This is a genomic window from Novacetimonas sp. GS1, from assembly GCF_036686925.1.
GTDB lineage: Bacteria > Pseudomonadota > Alphaproteobacteria > Acetobacterales > Acetobacteraceae > Novacetimonas > Novacetimonas hansenii.
Map to the genome: position 1 here is coordinate 2,549,234 of NZ_VSZP01000001.1, position 20,699 is coordinate 2,569,932.

Annotated in this window: 11 protein-coding genes, 1 pseudogene and 1 riboswitch; of the genes and pseudogenes, 7 read left to right on the forward strand and 5 right to left on the reverse strand. The window is 52.8% G+C overall.

Annotated elements, in window-relative coordinates:
* Positions 1-30 precede the first annotated feature (30 nt).
* Positions 31-1,443, reverse strand: a complete 1,413-nt coding sequence (locus FYB92_RS11235) for a M20 family metallopeptidase (RefSeq protein ID WP_075595204.1) — start codon at positions 1,441-1,443, stop codon at positions 31-33.
* A 335-nt stretch (positions 1,444-1,778) separates the two neighbouring features.
* Positions 1,779-1,861: riboswitch (Fluoride riboswitch) on the forward strand.
* A gap of 136 nt (positions 1,862-1,997) precedes the next feature.
* Between FYB92_RS11235 and FYB92_RS11240 the strand changes: the two genes are divergently transcribed.
* A complete protein-coding gene (locus FYB92_RS11240; RefSeq protein ID WP_247066922.1) occupies positions 1,998-3,350 on the forward strand; it encodes a voltage-gated chloride channel family protein in 1,353 nt (450 codons plus the stop codon).
* A gap of 165 nt (positions 3,351-3,515) precedes the next feature.
* Here the strand turns inward: FYB92_RS11240 and FYB92_RS11245 are convergent, their stop codons facing one another.
* The 3 genes and pseudogenes from FYB92_RS11245 to FYB92_RS11255 form a co-directional block, all read right to left on the reverse strand.
* Complete coding sequence (locus FYB92_RS11245) at positions 3,516-5,459, reverse strand: CocE/NonD family hydrolase (protein ID WP_062809266.1); 1,944 nt, start codon at positions 5,457-5,459, stop codon at positions 3,516-3,518.
* Between the two features lie 210 nt (positions 5,460-5,669).
* Complete coding sequence (locus FYB92_RS11250; protein ID WP_003619271.1) at positions 5,670-6,422, reverse strand: ABC transporter ATP-binding protein; 753 nt, start codon at positions 6,420-6,422, stop codon at positions 5,670-5,672.
* A pseudogene (locus FYB92_RS11255) lies at positions 6,415-7,270 on the reverse strand (ABC transporter permease). Before FYB92_RS11255 ends, FYB92_RS11250 begins: the two are co-directional and overlap by 8 nt.
* Before the next feature lie 273 nt (positions 7,271-7,543).
* Between FYB92_RS11255 and FYB92_RS11260 the strand changes: the two are divergent.
* The 3 genes from FYB92_RS11260 to FYB92_RS11270 all read left to right on the forward strand — a co-directional run bounded on the left by FYB92_RS11260 (position 7,544) and on the right by FYB92_RS11270 (position 13,311).
* The gene (locus FYB92_RS11260; RefSeq protein ID WP_332828661.1) at positions 7,544-10,009 is read left to right on the forward strand and encodes a TonB-dependent receptor domain-containing protein; all 2,466 of its coding nucleotides are present in this window, start codon (positions 7,544-7,546) and stop codon (positions 10,007-10,009) included.
* Complete coding sequence (locus FYB92_RS11265) at positions 9,987-10,982, forward strand: aliphatic sulfonate ABC transporter substrate-binding protein (RefSeq protein WP_332828662.1); 996 nt, start codon at positions 9,987-9,989, stop codon at positions 10,980-10,982. The genes FYB92_RS11260 and FYB92_RS11265 overlap by 23 nt, the downstream gene beginning before the upstream one ends.
* Positions 10,983-11,244: 262 nt before the next feature.
* On the forward strand, positions 11,245-13,311 hold the full coding sequence (locus FYB92_RS11270; protein WP_332828663.1) for a phosphocholine-specific phospholipase C: 2,067 nt from the start codon (positions 11,245-11,247) through the stop codon (positions 13,309-13,311).
* Positions 13,312-13,431: 120 nt separating this feature from the next.
* Here FYB92_RS11270 and FYB92_RS11275 read toward each other — a convergent pair whose 3' ends face one another.
* Positions 13,432-14,634: a YdcF family protein gene (locus FYB92_RS11275; protein ID WP_332828664.1), complete on the reverse strand. Its 1,203-nt coding sequence runs from the start codon at positions 14,632-14,634 to the stop codon at positions 13,432-13,434.
* A 416-nt stretch (positions 14,635-15,050) separates the two neighbouring features.
* Between FYB92_RS11275 and FYB92_RS11280 the strand changes: the two genes are divergently transcribed.
* The 3 genes from FYB92_RS11280 to FYB92_RS11290 all read left to right on the forward strand — a co-directional run bounded on the left by FYB92_RS11280 (position 15,051) and on the right by FYB92_RS11290 (position 20,655).
* A complete protein-coding gene (locus FYB92_RS11280) occupies positions 15,051-17,474 on the forward strand; it encodes a TonB-dependent receptor plug domain-containing protein (RefSeq protein WP_332828665.1) in 2,424 nt (807 codons plus the stop codon).
* Positions 17,475-17,576: 102 nt separating this feature from the next.
* Positions 17,577-18,727, forward strand: a protein-coding gene (locus tag FYB92_RS11285; protein WP_237915129.1) for an IS3 family transposase whose coding sequence is annotated in 2 segments (ribosomal slippage) — positions 17,577-17,835 and positions 17,835-18,727 — 1,152 coding nt in all. Because the reading frame shifts where the segments join, the coding sequence is not laid out codon by codon here.
* A 989-nt stretch (positions 18,728-19,716) separates the two neighbouring features.
* Positions 19,717-20,655: a ketopantoate reductase family protein gene (locus FYB92_RS11290; RefSeq protein ID WP_332828666.1), complete on the forward strand. Its 939-nt coding sequence runs from the start codon at positions 19,717-19,719 to the stop codon at positions 20,653-20,655.
* Positions 20,656-20,699 lie beyond the last annotated feature (44 nt).

Sequence of the window (20,699 nt, forward strand, 5' to 3'; positions counted from 1 at the left end):
GTATTTTCTGCCATCCCTGTTGCGCGATTGTCATCCCTGCCCGATGGGCGGCATGACATCCAGCGGCAGCGGACAGACATAGGGATCCTGTGCCAGACGTTGGGCATGGTCTGCCTTCACACGGTCCAGCAGGACCGGATCTTGCAGCACGTCACGCCCCGTCGCAGCCAGCACTTTGGCCATATGGATCATGCCCTTATGGGCGATACCGCTCTTGCCCTGTGCTGTCATCTGCCATGAATGCAACTGCGTCCCGATGGCACATGTCGCCCCCCAGGCCTGGACCGTTGGCACTGCCCAACTGACATCCCCCACATCAGTGGACCCGAATGGCGGCGGCACGAACTCACGCGGTGCAATCACTTCGCATAAAGGGCTGCCATCACGGGGGGGAACTCCCGCCGCCAGATAGGCCGCCCGGATATCCTGCGCACTTAGGGTTTCCTGGATCTCTCGTGCAAAGTCGTAATCCTCAGGTGCATATACAGGCGGGCCAAGACGGGTAAGGTTGGCGAACAGCGTATCTTCCAGCGGCAGATTGCCCATCAGGTTGGAAACCGCGCTTACGACACGTTCCTGCACTGTTGTTTCGGTCATCAGGGTCGCGCCCTGGGCAATCGCGCGCACCCGTTCGACCAGTTCGCGCAACTGCCGCAGGTCATCGGCCCGTACAAGGTAACGGATCGTGACCCGCGATTGCACCACATTGGGGGCCTGCCCCCCTGCATCCATATAGGCATAATGAACCCGCGCGGACGATGGCATATGTTCACGCAGGTAGTTGGCGCCAATATTCATGAGTTCCGCCGCATCAAGGGCGGAACGACCCAGATGCGGTGCCGCCGCCGCATGCGATGCGCGCCCAAGGAATGTAAAGTCGATGCGCGTATTGGCAAGGGAGGCCGGATAGAACGGCCCCATGATCGACCCCGGATGCCATGACAGCGCGATATCCACGTCATCGAACACGCCATCACGCACCATGAAGGTCTTGGCCGCGCCGCCTTCTTCCGCCGGGCAGCCGTAATAGCGCACCCGTCCGGGCATCCCCTTTTCCGCCATCCAGTTCTTCAGCGCCGTGGCCGCCAGCATCGCGCCCCCGCCCAGCAGGTTATGCCCGCAGGCATGGCCGTTGGACGTCCCGTCCATCGGATTGCAACTGGCGACCCCGGCCTGCTGGCTCAAGCCGGGAAGTGCATCGAATTCACCAAGGAAGGCGATGACCGGGCCGCCCTCACCTGCCTCCCCCATGACGGAGGTAGGGATTCCCGCAAGGTTGCGCGTAACCCTGAACCCATTGCGTTCAAGCATGTCGCGCTGTGTCTCGACAGAGCGATATTCGTCATATGCAAGTTCGGGCGTATCCCATATGCGGTCAGCAAAACCACAAAATGCCGCCCCAAGCGCATCCACGCCGCCCCATATTTCATCGGTATTTTTCATGTTTCCCCACCGCACAAAACTGGTTTCGCCGCTTTTCGGGCTGGCATCGCACATGGATGCCGCAACAATGGGCCATGCGGCAGGAAAACAAGGCATCCATGCCCGCCCTGCCGGAAGGAACATCGCGCGATCCGATCCCCGCCCCCGCCAACCAGGGCGGGAGTGGCAACATTATACGCTCCGCGTCGCGCATGCCAGTCGCATCACATACAGCCACATCACATACAGATCGCATGACCCGAGACAGGCGCATCTTCGCACACGCAGGATCAGGGATCAGGGATCAGGGATCAGAGCATCACATGGGTTGACTTTCACATCGTGCAAAACGCATCCTGTCACCCGGCAATGGACTCTGCCAGGTGCAGCCTTCACGGCGAACCGAACCGCCCCTTGGGCTGATGATTCCTACCTCGCCATAACGGCAACAGAGGGAGGAATTTGTACAGAGCCATGAAATACCCGTCCCACGACCTCCGTCCGTCACTTGTTAGCCTTGGCCATGCGCCGGCTGCCGGGACGCCATCCCCAATCCTGCACAGGCATATTTTCCCATGAATCTTTCCCGGCTCATCACGCTGTCGGCGGTAAACATGCGCGTCCTTCTGAAATGGGGGGGGCTTCTCGCACCGATGTCTGCGTGTATTGGTACATTATGTGCGATATTTCTTTGGCTACTGGACCAGGTTACAAACGACCGCATCGCCCATCCGGGCCTGCTATGGCTGCTGCCGCTGGCTGGTGTAGGTGTTGGACTGACCTATCACCATCTCGGGCGATGTGCTGAGGGCGGGAACAACCTGATCATTGACCAGATCCATGAACCCGGAGGGGGCGTCCCCCTGCGCATGGCCCCCCTTGTCCTTGTTGCCACCGTCATCAGCCACCTGTTTGGTGCATCTGTCGGCCGCGAAGGGACAGCCGTACAGATCGGGGGTAGCATTGCATCCGGCTTTGGCCGTCTGTTCAGACTGGACCACGATGCGGTGCGCATTGTGCTGGTATCGGGCGTGGCCGCAGGTTTTGGGGCGGTTTTTGGAACCCCCATTGCCGGGGCGATCTTCGCGCTAGAGGTCTTAAGTATCGGACAGATCAATTACCGCCCCCTACTACCTGCTGCTTTTTCCTCCATCCTGGCCGATTGGGTATGCCACGCCTGGGGGATCCACCATACGTCCTACCACGTGGCATCCGGCATTATTCCTGACTGGGGCGGCAGCGTCTTTCACACGCACCCTGCCCTGTTGATCAAGGTTGGACTTGCCGCAGTCTGCTTCGGCCTCACCAGCCTGCTGTTTGCCGAGGGCATCCATCGCCTGACCCCGCTGGTCCGTCGTGCCTGCCCTGTCCCATGGCTACGTCCGGCCATTGGTGGCGTTGCAACCATTCTGCTGGTCTATCTTGTCGGGTCGCGCGATTACCTTGGCCTTGGTGTCGTGTCCATGGGACATGACGCGCCGTCGATCGTAAACTTCTTTCACGCGGGTGATTATACGTGGAGCTGGCTTTACAAGCTGCTGTTCACGGTTGTTGTGCTGGCGACGGGATACAAGGGCGGCGAAGTCACGCCCCTGTTCTTCATTGGTGCGGGCCTGGGCAATACATTGTCCGGCATACTGGGCGTTCCCGCCGACCTGCTGGCCAGTGTGGGTTTTGTCGCGGTTTTCGCTGGGGCCGCCAATACACCGCTGGCCTGTACCTTTATGGGGGTCGAACTGTTTGGGGCAACTGATATTGTCTATATCGCCACAGGCTGCTTCGTGGCCTACCTATGTTCGGGCCATTCAGGCATCTACCTGTCCCAACGGGTGGGGGTCACGAAACATACCCATCCGCTGATCGTGGCGAACATGCCCCTGCGGCAGGCGCGAAGCCTGATGGGCGTGCCTGAAAAAAGCCACCCATGAAATGCCCTGAAAACCATCACGACACGGCATACGCCAGTTGACCAAATCAGCCCCCCCAACAGCCTCATTGGGCTACAGTTTTTTCAAAAACATCCTGAAAAGATGATGCCTTTTCACAAGGCATCATCCAAGGGGTTTCATCACCCGATATCAGGACCGGCGGGCTTAATCCCCTGCGGGAAGCACGGGGAGCGTGATATGTGACGGGCTGGCGGGGGTTGCGAAAACCTTTTGCGTGGCAGGGCGGAAATCCGCTTCCTTTGCCTGATAGATACTCTCCATCCATGTCTGCGGATTACGGTCGATCAGCGGGAACCAGGTGGATTGCACCTGCACCATCACGCGATGCCCCTTGAGAAATACATGATCGTGGTCACGCAACGGCACCTCCCAATCCTCTACCTTGCCTGGGACAAGCGGTGCAGGATGCGAGAAATCATGCAGGTAACGCCCGCGCCGGACCTCCATGGCGATGGGCAGTTCATATCCATCAAGGGAATCCGCCCATGTCGCAGCATCAGGATGCGCGACGAAAGCCTTCTGGTCTTTTTCGGGGAAGACATCAATAAGTTTCACCACGAAATCCGAATCCCGACCTGACGTGGATGCGAACAGGTGCGCCTCCAGCGGGCCTGCAACGCGCAGATCCTCTTCAAGCGGCGCACTGGTGAAGGTCAGCACGTCAGGGCGATGATCGACAAAGCGCTGGTCATTGGTTTCCCAGGTCCGCCATTCCGGCGTGGGATAGGTGGGCGAAATCGGACGCGTACGATAGGGAACGGGATTGGCCGGGTCCGACACATATTGCCTAAATGCGACCTCGCCAGACTTTGGCGCGGTAAAGGACAACGTGCCGTCGGAATGGAAATACAGTTCCTTCAGCGTTGCACCCGCAGGCGGCCATGTCGCGTACTGGCGCCACTCGTTCGAGCCGGTTTCGAACATCTTGGCCTTCCAGTTAGGCTTTTCCCCTTTTTCATGCAGGTAATAGCGAAAGAAGGGGGCTTCTATCTGTCCGCGAAATTCCTCAGCCGTCCTGTGCCCGCCCATGGGCAGCAGGCCGATATTTTCCCCATCCGTCCGCTGCCAGCCACCATGATACCATGGACCACCGACAATGAAATTCGTGTTGTCCGGGTCATGCTGTTCTGCTCCACGGAATATTTTCCACGGCCCCCACGGGTCCTCCTGATCCCAGAAACCCGCGACATTCAGGTTTGGAACAGTGGAGGCATGAACCTTGTTAACCCATGCTTCCTCTTTCCAGAACGCATCATAATCTGGATGCGCCATGACGCTGTTCCAGTAATCAAGTTTGCCATGCAGGTATTTCGCATTGATATTCGTTAGCGGACCAAGCGAAAGATACCAGTCATAGACATCATGTTTACTGAAATCAAAGTTTGTGTTCGCAGTCCGGCTCGCCTCCTCCAATACGGTATATTCAAATGTATAGGCTTCCCTGAGCGCACCATAATGATGATCATCATCATTCATCCACTGATCCGCGGGGGACGCCTGCTCACTGATCGCCTTAAGCGCGGGATGCGGGTTCAAAAGCGTCAGGCCGGCCGTCAGACCAGCATAGGAAACCCCATAGATCCCGACACGGCCATTATTCTGCGGGACATTTTTCACCAACCAGTCAATGGTATCCCAGGCGTCATTGACCTCATTGGCCTGCTTGGGATCGTTCTTGTCATAGCGCGAGGTCTTGAGGAACTCACCTTCGGACTTGAACCGCCCCCTGAGATTTTGATAAACCATGATGTAGCCGTCCTTCTGGAAGGCCTGCCAGCTTGGCAATTCCCTGGAGACGGGCTTGATGGATTCCCGATCGACGATCCCCTGATCCGGCACACCATATGGTGTACGGGTAATCAGGATCGGCAAGGGACCGTTCTGGTGGGCGGGGGTGACGATCACGGTCTGCAGATGCGCGCCATCGCGCATGGCAATCATCACTTCTTTCACGACATAGCCACTTTTGGTCGTGGCCTCCCCCACGGCATCCGCATGGGCACTGCCGGGTGGCAATAACGCAGGAAGCACGAGGGCGGAAAGCAGAAGCAGCGTTCTGAAGGCCGGGGGACGGTATCCTGGGGTCATCGGGATCTCGGTTACATGGGTTTCGATACGATTGTGTCACAAAAAAATCCCCTGCACAAACCGTTTGAACACCCACGATATTTTCACGCTACATCACACGGGATATGGAAAATATTTTGGTGAATCCGTATCCAGAAATCTCCACAAGTCAGGTCATATTTTCAAAAAATACTTTTTCCACCAGATTTCATTGCCCCGATCAATGACCTGCTAATCCACAAAAACCCCCAAGGCATTGAGCAGCGTCGTGCGCAATGCCTCAAAATCAGGGTCGGCATGGTGGCGTGGACGGGGTATGTCGATGCACACATCCATATGGATATGCCCCTCTTGCAACACCAATACCCGATCCGCCAGCAAAAGCGCCTCGTCCACATCATGTGTTACCAGCAGGATCGAACAGGCATGCCGCGCCCATAGCCGCAATACCAGATGCTGCATCTGCAGGCGTGTCAGTGCATCCAGCGCGCCAAAGGGTTCATCGAGCATGATGAAATCCGGATCACGCACCAGCGCACGCGACAGGGCGACCCGCTGCGCCTCCCCCCCCGACAGCGTCAGGGGCCATGCATCCGTCCGATGCGACAACCCGACCTCCCCCAGCAGGCGTTCTGCACGAGTACGATCGGCCTTTCCTTCCGGCAGGGTAGCCAGCGCGACGTTCTGCCATACACGCATCCATGGCAACAGGCGGCTTTCCTGGAACACAACCGCCTTGTTTGATGGGACATGCACCTCCCCACGCGTGGGCTGCCCCAACCCGGCGAGCATGCGTAACAGTGTAGATTTTCCCGAACCACTCCTGCCAAGCAGAGCGACGAACTCCCCCGCCCTGATCGTCAGGTCAAGGTTGTCCAGCACGGGTCGCCCTGCACCGAAACGATGCATGAGCGCACGCACCTGCACCTCACCACGCTGCTGCACAATATGCGGGGTTTGTTGGGACTGCACCATGTCACGCATTCCTTTCGCTGGCGGGTCGCCATGACAGAAGACGTGTTTCCAAAAACCGTACGACCTGATCGGACACCAATCCCAGCACGCCATAAATCACGAGGCCGACAAGGATGATGTCAGTGCGCAAGAAGTCCTGCGCATCCATCATCATATGGCCGATCCCACTTTCCGCATTGACCTGTTCCGCCACCACAAGCATCAGCCATGAAATCCCGACGGCAAAACGCAGGCCGATCAGGAAATCAGGCATGGCACCCGGGATCACAACGAACCGGATGGTTGCCCATCGCGACAGACCCAGGATCGACGCCATTTCCATCAGCTTTGGGTCCACGGCGCGTATTCCCTTATGCAGGTTGAGATAGACGGGAAACATTGCCCCCAATGCGACCAGCAGGATCTTGGGCCATTCCCCAATCCCGAACCAAAGGATAAACAGTGGCACCAATGCCAGCGCGGGCAACGTACGGACCACCTGCAGCGGGGCGTCCACAATGTTTTCCCCCACACGCGACAGGCCCGCCACAAGCGCCAGGACCACCCCCACCACCACAGCCAGCCCCAGCCCTGCCGATGCCCGCAGGAGCGATATTTCCAGATTGGCGGGCAAAGTCCCATCACCGACCAATCCCCACCCCGTCTGCAGGATCTGAAGGGGTGATGAAAGGATGCGCGGCGGGATGATGCCCCCCCCAGGACGCGGCCTGCCATGCACAAAGCACGATCACGGATGATACATAACGCTGCCACCCATGGCGCCACAGCCCCGCGCGCGCACGATCCGCGGCGGGCTGTTGCACGCGGTCTGTCACGTCATGTCGGCATTGCGCGCTGATTCCCGTTAATTCCTTCATGCGCCTGATTAATCCTCCTGACCCGTAAGCACCTGTGGCCCCTCACGCGCCTTGCTCCTGTCGCGCTTTCACGCCCCTGATCATGCAAATCCATCATATAACTAATGTCAATGCATATTTACGAAACTATTGCTAATTTTTCACGATCATTGGATGTTGTTTTACCTTCAACCGATTCGGTAGTGTTGTTTCATGGCTTTCACAAACAGGCAGAATCCAACATCCCGGCACATGACGAACCGTGCGGCCCTTAACGCCCCGGAACGCCTTGTCATGACCTCGACCCTTTTTGCCTGTTGCCTGTTCAGCGCTGCTGACGCCCATGCAGCCGACCTGACCGGCACACCACACGCAGCCCACCACGCTCAAGGCAGACCAGGCGCCGCCAGAGACACCGCAGCAGATGCCAAAAGCAGCGGCATGGAAACCATACATGTGCGTGCTGCGGCCTCGACATCCCGACGTCAGGCGCTTGCACACCAAAATGACCCGGTTTCCGTCACAACCGTGACGGAAAAAGACCTGCAGTCACACCAGATCACCAATCTTCAACAGGCGCAGAAACTGATGCCGTCCGTTACCCTTCAGGTCACGAACCCACGTAATACGGCAATCAATATACGTGGGCTTGGGAATTTCAGTTCCACGGCGCAGGACGGGCTGGAAAACGGGACGGCGGTTTATATCGACGGAGTTTACCAGACACGACCGGGATCTGCCCTTTACGATATCAGTGACCTGAGTGGGTTCGAAGTGCTCAAGGGGCCGCAGGCGACACGTGGTGGCGTCGATAACGATGGCGGGATGATCAATATCACCACAGCTGCCCCGTCATTCAAGCGACAGTATAGCGTCACCGGGGATTACGGCAGCTATAACACGGGGAATATACGGCTCCGCGCAACAGGGGCAATCGGAAACAGTGACAAGGTTGCCTACAGTATCTCAGGTTTTTCCAATAATCGTGATGGGTATATAAAAAATGTGACGACTGGTCGCATGTATCAGGATTACCATGATATCGGCGTCAAGGGACAGATACTCGCGAACCCGACAGACAGGCTGAGTCTGCGCCTGATCGCCGATTATACCCACATGCGCGGCAGTTGCTGCGTGTCCGTTCCCTCCACCATGCTGTCGCATTACGCCAACGGCGCGGCGATTGCCGGGACCTATGCACAACGCGCGGCCTATGCGGGGGCGACGGCAATCCCGGCGCACAGCTTTCGTGACATGCTGATCAGCGGGCCAGGCAGCCAGGCCTATGACCAGGAATCCTATGGCGTGTCGCTTGACCTCAATTATCGGCTTGCGCACGGCTGGAAGCTGGAAAATATCGCGGCGTGGCGAACCTGGTACTGGTATCCCCACAATGCCTATACCGGTGGCACGGGTATCATTCCGGGCATATGGGCCCAGACCGCCGGAAATAATCAGGTGTATGAACAGCATGCCACCGAAGAGCTGCGTATATCTTCACCAGAAAACCGACCATGGCAGGTCAGCGGCGGGGTATTTTACATGTACGAGGCCGTACCTGATTCAATCTATGACGCCATCACGCCACAAGGGGCGAAATATTATGGTTATGGATACAGCCCGGCCGTCTATAACGCCGCCCTGAACGGATATGGATATAGCGCATCAGACGATCCGGTGACGAATTCCCTTGCTGGATATGTAAGGACGAAATACCAGATCAACCACCAACTGACGATCGAAGGCGGCTTCCGATATTCTTTCGTAACCAAATCAGGAGGGTATGAGTCCAGCACAAGTTCAGGCGCGTCATTTGCAGGTCTGTCGGCAACGGATGCCCGTACGGCCGCGACATTGCGCAATTCCATGTTTGGATCGGCCATGTCTTATCGTGCGTTTCACCGTGAAACGGAACCCAGCGGTAGCCTCAGTCTGGTTTACCGGCCCAGTGAGGCACACCTGCTGTATGCGACATACAGTCGTGGCGTCAGAAACGGGGGAATCAATGTGGCCAACCTGAATGTTTCACAAGGGGCGAATCCCGATGTGAAGCCTGAACTGAATGACATGTTTGAATTTGGGGTCAAGAACGCCTTTTTCAACAAAAGACTGCTGGTGAACGCATCGGCATTTTGGAATAACGTCCATAACTATATCACCAGCGCCAGCTATTATACGCCTACAGGCACGATCATTTCCTATCTTACCAACGCAAAGCACGTGGTTTCACGGGGATTCGAACTTGATGCGCGCGGAACGATTGCACCGGGGCTGGAAGGACGCCTCTCCGCTGCCTACACCGATGCCTTCTATGCATCGTTTAGAAATGCGACACAGCCGCTGGAGTCCTCAAATATCAAAACCATGCGCGATCTTTCTGGAAACCAGATTCCCCTTAATTCCAAATGGAACCTATCCGCCGGATTGGAATATACGATCCCGTTTCAATCGTTCCTGCCCACATCGTCACACTGGGGATCGGATCTCCTGCTCTATATCGGTGGAGACTATACCTATCGCAGCAGTTATTACGCAGACCCATCTGAATCTGCCTATACCCGGATCGCGCCGTATGGCCTGTTTGACGCCCATATCGGTGCACGCCCACGTTCCGGGAAATGGGATGTCAGTTTCTGGGGACATAACATGCTGGACAAACGCTATTTCATTACAATGACCCCACAGGCCCACGGGGGAATGTTTTACGGGCAACTCGGTGATCCCGCCATGTTTGGCGGTGAATTTACCTATCACCTTTGAAGGGAACGTTTTTATGGAAAACAGGATGATGCTGGATCGACGCAGCTTAATGACATTCACGCTGTCTGCCCTTGCCAGCATATCGATGGGAAAGAAAGCATTTGCTGCGCCCCAGACAATCAGGATCGGATACCAGAAATATGGTACGCTTATCCTGCTCAAGGAAAAAGGATTTCTGGAGACGGCACTTGCCAATACAGGCATTGCGGTTGAATGGTCACAATTTCCTGCTGGGCCACCATTGCTGCAAGCCATGGCCGCAGGTGCAATAGATATAGGACAGACTGGCGATCTGCCCCCCGTATTTGCACAGGCGAACATACCGGATTCAATTGTATATTTCGGACATGAACCCAAATGCGGATCGAGTGAGGCAATCATCGTCCATGACGACAGCCCAATCCGCAGCATTGAAGACCTGAAAGGCAAGAAAGTCGCCGTAACAAGGGGATCAGACGCCAACTGGCTGCTATTATCATCCCTTTTGCAAAAAGGCCTGTCATTCCATGACATTCACCTTTCCTACCTGTTGCCTGCGGCGGCAAGACCGGCGTTTGAGGCCGGAACCATTGACGCATGGGCCATATGGGACCCCTACCTTTCCGCCGTAGGTCAGAAGGTCCGCCCCCTTGCCACGGGCGCAGACATCAAAGGGGCGATGGCATTCTATCTTGCCAGCCTTCCATTTTACAAAAACAATCCCAACCTTTTGTCCATCGTCAGAAATGCCATTATTGAATGCGACAACTGGGCACAGACACACAAGGAAGATGTAACGCATATCCTTGCCAGCAGTACTGGTTTGTCACCGGACATTGTGGGGAATTCCGTTGAAAAACTGACCTTCAGATTCAACACCATGGATGACGACGCGATTGCGCAGCAAGAGGCCATCTCAGCGGCATTCTACAAGGAAAAGCTGATTACCACCCAGCCTGATATCAGAAAAAGTATCGCCCAACTGGACAGATAACATCCAGATACAGGTTTCATAGACCCAAGACATGAAACCCATTCAGGGAATATCCATCCAATAAATATCTTTACAAGGAACACACATATTCCGGGGCCAGAAATTCATCAGTCAAAGAAGCCCCGGGATTTGATTGAACCATTCCGAAAGGGTTTTGGACGCCGTCCGCTGTCATAAAATCTTCATTCAAACCGTACACTTCCTGAACATAAATTACCCTAAGATAACATCTTCCTTCCTGATGTTACCTTAGGAGCATGCCATGCAACGGTCGGATCGCCGTTCCTTTTTAAAATTTCTTGGAGCAGGCGCGACTGTCACCGCACTTCAGGATAGCATTCGGCTGGCACTTGCCCTACCTGCCAATACCCGCACACGCTCCATCAAGGATGTGGAACACGTTATCATCCTCATGCAGGAAAACCGCTCCTTTGATCATTATTATGGGACTTTGTCGGGCGTGCGTGGCTTTGGTGATCCACGGGCGATGCGATTACCCAACGGACAACCCGTCTGGAAACAGCCATATGGCAAAGATGTCCTGCTGCCTTTTCGCCCTGCCAGCGACAATCTGGGCTTAAGCTTCATCGGGGATCCCCCCCATGACTGGAACAGTACACATCGCGCCTGGAACCAGGGGCGATGGGACGAGTGGATTGCACACAAGACGCCGTCAACCATGATACACTTCAACCGCACCGACATTCCGTTCCATTATGCCATGGCAGATGCATTCACCATCTGTGACAGCTATCATTGCTCGGTCATGGGACCGACATACCCCAACCGCAATTATATGTTCACCGGATGGACAGGCAATGATGGCAAGGGATATGGACCGCAACTTGACACGAATGACATGGTCTGTGACTGGCACACCTTACCAGAACGGCTGGAGCATGCGGGTCTGTCATGGAAAATCTATCAGGATGTTGGCAGCGGCCTGACAGCAGCAAACAACTGGGGCGATGACCCAAACCATTATATCGGGAACTCTGCCAACAATACGCTACTGCGCTTTGTCAATTACCAGAATGCAACGATGCAAAGTCCACTGGCGCGCAAAGCACGAACCGGTACGAACATTGCCGTTTCCGGCACGCTGTTTGATGACCTACAGAAAGATGTGACCAATGGTACACTGCCACAAGTTTCATGGTTGATGTGCCCCAATGCATATGATGAACATCCAAATTGGCCTGCAAATTACGGGGCCTGGTTCATCTCGCGGATCATCGAGACATTGACGTCCAATCCGGATGTATGGAGCCGCACAGCGCTGTTCATTACATATGATGAAAATGATGGTTTTTTTGACCATGCCATGCCCCCCACCCCACCGGCGCATCCAATGCAGGGACAATCCAACATTTCACCAGAACATGAGATTTTTCCAGGTAACGCCACGCATGATGCAGGCCCATATGGCCTTGGGCCACGCGTTCCCATGCTGGTCATTTCCCCATGGAGTAAAGGAGGCTGGGTCAACTCAGAAGTGTTTGATCATACCTCCCTCATCCGCTTCATTGAACGTCGGTTCGGGGACGAACATCCAACGCTTATGGAAACTCAAATCACCCCATGGCGGCGCGCCATCTGCGGCGACCTGACATCAGCATTTGATTTTACGAATCCCAATACGATCCTTCCGGCCCTTCCCTCCACCAAATCCTACGCACCACAGGACCAGAAAACACATCCCAATTCCAACATCACCCTTCCACGGCACCAGGCCATGCCGATCCAGGAACCCGGCATCCGTCGTGCCCGGCCCCTTCCCTATGATTTGCATGTGACGGCAGAGATTGACAATTCGGATAAGGAAATAAGTCTTGTTTTTATCAATACCGGAAAAGCCGCAGCAGTTTTTCATGTCCGTGACATTACCGACAATACCCAGCCCCGATCCTATAGTGTCCAGCCGGGAAGCACCCTTGCAGACAGGTGGACAACAAAGCACGGTCATTATGACATCGATATCCATGGCCCTAATGGCTTCTTTCGTAGCTTTTCGGGATACATGCATCATGATTATGGAAAGACATCGATTTCAACAGAAAATGACCCCAAGCGTGGCATCTGCATTCTTACATTCCATTCCCCATTCACTCATCTGAAGATAGAAAATGGTTATACAGGCCATGTGACGGATTATGCCCCCACCCCCGCCCCTGTTTGTATCGAGGTTGATACACGGCACACATCCGGGTGGTATGACCTGATCTTACGCAACAAGCATCATCACCATATTCGATGGCATATTGCTGGACATATTGAAACAGGAAGCAACAGCACAACAGACCCGGCAATTGGACGCTATAGCAAATAAAATTTCACCCTTGTCGAGATATTTCTAAGTGTCCGTCCAAGAACATGCAAAAATATATTTAAATTTTCATCAAAAAACTTGTATCCCTTGTGTTTGTAATATCCTGCCCCCGCTTGATCTTTACGGATCAAGCGGGTCCATCGGGTCCGTAACATTGCAATGCACATCAGGATGAAACGGGATGGCAAACAGGGATATACGTGCATCAAGCACTCCTGGCGCGCATCCTAACTCCCTCAGGTTACGCTGTGCAAAAGTCTGACTTGCAATATATGCGCTCTGATCCTGATCCGTTACAATCAAGGCAGGCTGTTGTCGTGGTGCGTTCATCGTGGCAAGAAGCCTTGATGCGTTACGCAGGTTGGTTGTCGTATGCCTTGCATAGGGCTCTATAATAATATTGCGTTCCGCAATACCAAAGCGGGAAATCAACTCACGACGCATTTCTTGCGCCTCAACATAATGGGTTTGTGCGGGATGGACTGCTCCACCTGAAACCAGAATAAACGGCGCCTGCTTCTTACGGAAGGCATCCACCGCCAACATCAGTCGCAACTTTCCCATTGCCGACAAAGATACGCCCTGCGCCTCCGGCCCCGCCCCAGGCACAATGATTGCTGTATAAGGATAGTGACGCCAGTCAAGATTCTGCGCGAGATGAAGGGCTGGCGCATTCCACGTCTGCCATAACATCGGGAAATGTATGGCATCATCACGATCATTCATATCAAGCAGGATCGCTGCATACCGCAGAGGGGCAGAAAAAATATCCATGTCCTGTTGTGGCCAGTTCTGAAGCTCCTGCAATTGCAGACCTGAAATCAACTGATTAAAGTCTTTTGACGTTGTATCCTGTGTCATCGCGTCAATATGTGGATAATGAGGCGGGCTACCTTCGCCATACACTGACAGGATGTAGTTAATTGCATCTGCATCATGTTCCCATTGAGATATGCCATAACCACGGGATACCGGCAAATGAGAGGATATCTGTCCAAGAACCTCCCCAATGATGCGCCGTTCATCGGGGGTGATTTTCCATGCCTCCACAACACAATGAGGGGCAGGAATACATTTGGTTATATCTGAAAACCTGGCACGGCGGTCTTGTAATATTTTCTGTATATTCTGATCAGAAAAGAAAATTTTTCTCCAACCAGCATCAGCTATCATGGCAGAAAGTTGCGGAAATATCCGACGCTGCAGGCTTTCTGTGACATGGTCATGTATTTGCGGAAGTTCTTGTGCCACCGCTGGCAACGAGAAGCTGAGAGAGCCTACGCATACAAGCACCAGAGACGTCTTATATAAGATTTTCTTCAAATTCCATTCCCCGTGTCAATATCCATCAGCATTATCAACACTGACTTTTACATCCTCAAAAATTACAAGGCATCATAAACGATACTTGATCCAGAAAAAATAAAGAAAATCAAAAATATTAATAAATCGTTTTTACACGATAGAAACAAAAATATCATAAAATAATAACACGTCTCCTCTCATAGATTTTGTAGCATCTCCTTCTCCCCAAAAGGGCACATATGCGAGGCTGCTTGATATATTCTGATACGAAATGACCGGAAACCTGTTGATACCGAACAGTATCACAAACTGCCTCTCATTCAAGATGTGCGCTGTCTTTCCATGCAATCTGCCCTGATTTTTACATGCAAAAATTTATGGTTTGTAAACCATATCTTCCTGTCCAACATCTTTACCAATCCAAGGTTTCTTCTATGACGATTCTGACCATCGGAAGAGATAGTACCCGACATGGCCGATTGCGTCGCCATCTTCTCTCTTCATGCATCATGATGAGCTGTGGCATTCTGATGACCACGGGGCATGCCCTTGCGGCAAGATCAGACCAGCAACCATCCCCTCGCAAAGCCAAAGAGGTGGTATCAGGCTCCTCAGCCTCACATAGACCCACCACAAGCCAGAACAAGCAGCCTCCGCAGAATGAAGAACTGAGCGTCACCGCGCAGCACCATAATTCTGGTGGTGGCCTTCTTGTACGGCAGACGGCCCCAGTGTCAGTCAGCGAGGTTTCGCGCGCCTATATTTCAAAACAGGTACCAACCGTTTCACCAACTCAGTTGATCGCCAGCCTTCCGGGTGTTCAGGCCGGCAATGAAGGGCCATTGAATACCGAAACGGAAACCATGCATATCCGCGGCCTTGACCAGACCCAGATCGGTTTTCTGTTTGAAGGTGTTCCAGTTTCGGATGCTTTCAGCTATGCCCCTTGGGCATCATCGATGGTTGATAACGAAAATATCGCTTCGGTAAAGGTAACACAGGGATCTGTTGATCTGTCTGCACCGCTTTACAATGCCGATGGCGCAATTGTTTCCATGCAGGAAATCCGCCCATCAGATAAATTTGGTGGCAGCGTTGACTTCGCTGGCGGCACTCATAGTCTGCAAAAGCAGTTCATTCGTCTTAATTCAGGCGAAATCGGCCATAGCGATGTAAGGGCTTTTGCTTCTTTTTCACATTCCGCTGGCAACCTATGGCGTGGAATGGGTAATATCGAGCGTTATCATATTGATGCGAATCTTGAAAAACGTTGGTCAAAAAATAGTTCTTCTGATATTGTATTTGGATATACAACATCGCACCAGAATATTTATCGTAATCCATCTCTTGCACAGTGGAACCAGTACGGAAGCAGCTTCAATTACGACGGAAAATATAAGGCAGGGGATTCGAACTATTACGCCATCAACGAACGTTTTACGAATGTCGTTTTTGGTGCGATACATAATGATTTCGCCCTTGGGAACGGCCTGACATTACATGTCGAACCTTATACAACGTTTCAGAGCGGCCCGAATAATTACGGTTCCACAATTCCCATTTCTGGTGGTTATATCGGCACACAGCAATATGATCACCTTGATGGTTATGCAGCTCAATCAGGCACCGTCACTGTTGAGAGTGTCCATCCCTGGCGTCAGAATACCAGTGGCTTTACGACAAACCTCAACTGGAAGACAAAGCATAATTCACTGTCTGTATTTTATTGGTATTCCTATGGGGGGCATACCGAATATCAGGACCAGTATCCTCTGTCGGCCACGGGATCGTGGAATTATGGCGAAAAATACCTGACGGCCAATGGGATGCGTGTTACCGGATATCAGGAAAATACACGTCAGCAGGTCAATGCCATAGGTATTGATGACAAGGTTATCCTGCTCGGGGGCAGGCTTGTCCTTGATGCTGGTTTCAAAGCCTCCATGGCTTCAGTGACTTCAACAGAAAATCTGCCCGGCGCTTCACCTTACAAGGCTGGGAAAAATTATTTTGAACCTACACCACAATTCCTGGCCAGTTATAATATTACTAAATCTGATCAGGTTTATATGAATGCGACGACATCTTATCGACTTCCTGCCGGATGGAGTCCTTACGTACAGCAGTTCTCCATGACATCCCCTAAACCCTCCAGCCAGCCTACTTCCAACTTGAATGCTGAATATTTTATTGGGGAGGAAGTCGGGTTCCGACATAATGGTCCTGTCAATTTCTCTGCGGCATGGTTTCACTACAACCTGACGAACCACCAGATTTCTAGTTCATCCTACCTTCCGGGAACAAGCGTACTGATCAGTACGCCCATTTCTGCTGGCGGCGAGGAAGCATGGGGCTTCCAGGGAGAAATTGGTACCCGCCCATGGCATCATATCAGTGCCTATGCTTCAGGGCAGTATCTAAATACAACCATCGGGAATAACGTGAATGCAGGCACTGACTATCTGCCGACCAAAGGAAAAGAAGAACCGGGCTCTCCTAAATGGAGTGGTGCGATTGGCCTGACATATGATGATGGCACCTATTTCAGTAATTTCAACCTGCGCTATCAGGGGAAGCAGTATTCAACCCTGATGAATGACCAGAAAATTCCCGGATATTTTACCGCGGACCTGAATATAGGCAGGACACTTCCGTCATTCCACACACATGTTCGTCCCAGAATTATGCTTAACTTGGTAAATATGGGAGGGGTTAACTACCTCTCCTCCATCAACGGTTTTGGCATGACTGCCGTGACCCAGAAAGGTCTTCAGGGCAACACGGTTCATGCATCGACACCGACTTATGTCGTTGGTTCTGCTTTTACGGCCATGGTCTCATTAAGTGCTGATTTCTGATTAACAGTTCCGGCATTCCAAAACCAACCCTGAATAATGTGACGTGCCCCCCGAAAATGTAACCATTTTAAAGTAGAGTCCGATCGAGAAGGATACGGACGAATGAAACGCAGTCGTTTTACGGAAGAGCAGATCATAGGGGTGCTGAAGGAACAGGAGGCTGGGCTCAAGGTCTCTGATCTTTGCCGCAAACACGGGATCAGTGATGCGACGTTTTACAAATGGAAGACCCGCTATGGTGGCCTTGAGGTATCTGAGGCCAAACGACTGAAGGCCTTGGAAGATGAAAACGGTCGTCTGAAGCGTCTCCTGGCGGATGCGATGCTGGATAATGCGGCGTTGAAGGAAATTGTTGGAAAAAAGTGGTGACGCCTGTCGCAAAGCGGCAGGCGGTCCTACACCTTCAAAAGGCTCTGGAGGTGAGTGAGCGTCGCGCCTGTGCCCTTGTTGGTCTTGCCAGGCGTGTTGCGCGGTATGTTTCCACCCGGGCAGATGATGCCACCCTGCGCCAGCGCCTGCGGGATCTGGCGAGCCAGAGACGCCGCTTTGGCTATCGCCGCCTGGGTTATCTTCTGGCACGCGAAGGGTTCAGCCCCAATCACAAGAAGCTGTTCCGTCTTTACCAGGAGGAAGGGCTGAAAGTCCGCCATCGGGGCGGCCGCAAGAGGGCACTGGGGACGCGTTCTCCCATGACCATCCCTCAGGAACCCGGGCAGCGCTGGAGCCTGGATTTTGTCTCGGATGCCCTGATCTGTGGCCGCCGGTTCCGCATTCTGGCTGTTATCGACGATTTCAGTCGCAAGAACCTGGCATTGGTTGCCGACACGTCATTATCAGGTGGACGTGTGGCGCGGGAACTGACGGCCCTGGTGGAACGATATGGCAAACCCCTCATGATTGTCAGCGACAACGGTACGGAGTTCACATCCCATGCCATCCTGAAATGGGCGGATGAGATGAAGGTTGAATGGCACTATATCGCCCCCGGGAAACCGCAACAGAACGGCTTTGTCGAAAGTTTCAACGGCCGGTTGAGGGATGAATGCCTCAACGAGACGCTGTTCACGTCTCTCAGCCATGCCCGACAGGTTCTGGCTGACTGGCGGGAAGACTACAATACGGTGCGTCCCCATTCCCAGCTGGATGGCAGGACACCGGATCAGATCGCCAGACAAGGGTCTCGGGGGCATGCCCCCGAGACCCTTGTCATTCCATCAACCCCAAGCCATAAAAAACGGGAACTCTCCTTTTAAGTGGATACAAAAAAGGGGGCACGTCAAATGGAATGCCGGAATGTATTATAGAGTCTGTCAGGAAATATCTATATAAACTGTACCAGATTTATGAATGCCTGATGGGCAAAGATGAAACCGCTATTTCCTGACAAAAAGACGCATCACGAACAGAAAGTTGCTTTTTAGGAAGAACTTGTAGATTGCAATGTTCACAACCTGTCAGTATGTTCCAAACACGACTTGATGTATGTTCTTGGAACAGGTTGCCAGTGACGTGCAATCCCGAAAGATCTGCCGTCGTGCAGCATAGTGAACTACTACTTTCGCTGCTGGCAACATGAAGGTACACTCGATCGTCTACACCATGCGTCCTACGTCCTGTGCCGAGAACAAACAACCCATTATGGCTGCCCGACAGCGGCAAAAACATCAAGGGGAAGAAACGTTATCTCCTCGTCGATACACAGGGCCTGCTAATGGCAACCTTGTTTGGGCTGCATCCATTCCTTCTGAAACTTCTATATCAGCACTGGCTATCAGAGATCGAAATTTCGGCAAGGACTGAACCAGGTTTGCTGCGCTGTAAACGTCGAAATCGTGCACAATGCGATGCGGAAATTTTATCCGAACGCTGGATTGTGAAACGCATGTTCTCCTGTCCAAGCCGCGATCGGCACCTGAGCAAGGATTGAGAGGGCCTCAATCAGAATGCGCCCCCTTTCCGCCAATGTGTATCAGTCCTGATGATGCTCGGGTAGCTTTGCAATCCATGCAGATTATGGATCTGTTGCTGTCAGGTGTACATACAAATAAGCCAATTGATAACACCATCGATATGATGATCTGTCCTCACCCGAGCATCATATTGAATCACAAATCAAGTGGCCTGAACTGCCTACGCATTCAGCCAGATGTAAACCTTCGTGTGATAGGTTAATATCAGACTGAATGCGTTCACTGAATTTCTTTGCCTGGGTCAGGCCTCAACAAAGACAGGAAATCGCCCGATGACTAGCAGAATCCTTATTGTCGGCGCAGGCGCTGTGGGGGGATATTTTGGTGCCCGCATGGCCGCAGCCGGACATGATGTGACATTCCTTGTGCGCCCAAAACGGCGGTCTCAATTACTGGCAGACGGCCTTTGCCTGCGCAGCACCATCGGAGATATTACGCTCACGCCCAAAACCACCAGCACCCAAGATATCACAAATCCGTATGACATTGTGCTGCTCAGCGTAAAAGCCTATTCCCTTGCGTCTGCCATGGATGATTTTTCTGCTGCTGTCGGTACAGGCACTCATATTATACCGCTGCTCAATGGCATGCGGCATCTTGATCTCCTGACAGCACGTTTCGGCCAACATGCCGTCATGGGCGGAACATGCTTTATTGTCAGCAAACTGAATAAGCAAGGACATATCGAACAAAGCGGCTTCATGCCGCGGCTGTCTTTTGGGGAAATATCCGGTCGGGAAACAGCCAAAGCACAACAAATCAAAAAAATTATTTCCAGCCCTGGTTTTGAGACAATATGTTCGACGCATATCTTGCAAGATATGTGGAACAAGTGGGTACTTCTCGCATCTCTGGGAAGTATTTGTTGCTTGATGCGCGGAACAGTTGGGGAAATATCAAGCCAAAAATACGGAACAAATTTCATACACGCCGTCATTGACGAATGTGTTGCCATTGCCACAGTAACAGGATATTGCCCTGATGGACAAACCATAGACGGCATTATAAAGCTACTGAGTAAGAAAGACTCCTCGCTGACATCATCAATGTTTCGCGATCTTTGCCGGGGTGGACCGATCGAAGCCCAGCAGATTATTGGTGATCTTGTGATACGGGCACGCAAGCATGATCTTTCAACTCCCCTCCTTGACCTCACAAACATAAATCTGGGTATTTATGAGCAACAGCACAATCAAATGCCCCTTACATAAACCATTTTTGGAAAATACCTTTTATTAAGGATAAATACAAAAAA